The 1,208-nt window shown below is 69.5% G+C and carries 1 protein-coding gene; it reads left to right on the top strand.

The window, feature by feature from the left end; translation table 11 throughout:
- On the top strand, nucleotides 1-1,208 hold a 1,208-nt coding region (locus ACGF5C_RS34840), incomplete at both ends, for a thioesterase domain-containing protein (RefSeq protein ID WP_393308687.1).

Consider the following 1,208-nt stretch of genomic DNA (forward strand, 5'->3'; position numbering starts at 1 on the left):
TCGTGGCGGATCCGTTCGACCCGGCCGGCGGCCGGTTGTATCGCACCGGCGACCTCGGCAGCTGGCGGGAAACCGGTGACGGCCTGGAACTGAGCTACGCCGGTCGCGGTGACGCGCAGGTGCAGTTGCGCGGGTACCGGATCGAGCTGGGGGAGGTCGAGTCGGCGTTGCTGCGGCATCCGTCGGTCGCGCGGGCCGCCGCGGCCGTGCATCGCCACGAACGCGAGGTCGACCAGCTGATCGGATATGTCGTCGCCGCCGACGGGCAGCACATCGATCCGGGGGAGGTCCGGGCGGCCGCCGCCGAGGTGCTGACGAGTTACATGGTGCCCTCGATGGTGATGGTGCTGGCCGATCTGCCGCTGACGGTCAACGGCAAACTGGATCGAAAAGCCTTGCCCGCGCCCGATTTCGACACGGCCGCGCAACGGTTCGTCGCACCGCGCACGCGCACCGAGAAGATCATCGCCGAGGTGTACGAGCAGATCCTGGGGTCCGCGCGGGGCGGGGCGACCGACGGCTTCTTCGATCTGGGCGGCAATTCGCTGCTGGCCACCATGGCGGTGACCGAATTGCGGACGCGCGGTGTGACGCTCGACTTGCCGTGGATGTTCGAGGACGCGACACCGCAGGCGCTGGCCCGCCGAGCCGACGACGCCGACGGCGCATCCGGCCTGACCGTGCTGCTTCCTTTGCGCGCGAACGGATCCGAGCCGGCCGTGTTCGCCGTCCATCCGGCGGGCGGCCTGGCGTGGTTCTACGGCGGACTCGTCGAACATCTGCATCCGGATCGCCCGGTATACGGCCTGCAGGATCCGCACGTGGTGGCCGGCGAACCCCTCGCGAATTCCGTCGACGAATTGGCCGCACGCTATGTGGCCGAGATTCGCCGAGTGCAGCCGACGGGTCCGTACCACCTGCTAGGGTGGTCGCTCGGCGGTCAGATCGCGCACGCGATGGCGGTTCGGCTGCAACGCGACGGCGCTCGAGTCGGCGTCGTGGCCCTGCTCGACAGTGCGGCGGGCGCGCCCCCGCAACCGTCATCCGCCTCGGCCGATCCGGCGCCAGGGGAGCTGATGGCCGATCTGCTCGGCGGCTGGCGGGAATTGTTCGACCTCGGTGACGAGCTGGTGGTGAGCACCCACGAACAGGCGTGGGATGTCATCCGGGGGCAAGTGATCGCGAGCAGACTGGTCACTGCCGAACAG

This window comes from Micromonospora sp. NPDC047620 (genome assembly GCF_043205005.1).
Classification (GTDB): Bacteria; Actinomycetota; Actinomycetes; order Mycobacteriales; family Micromonosporaceae; genus Micromonospora.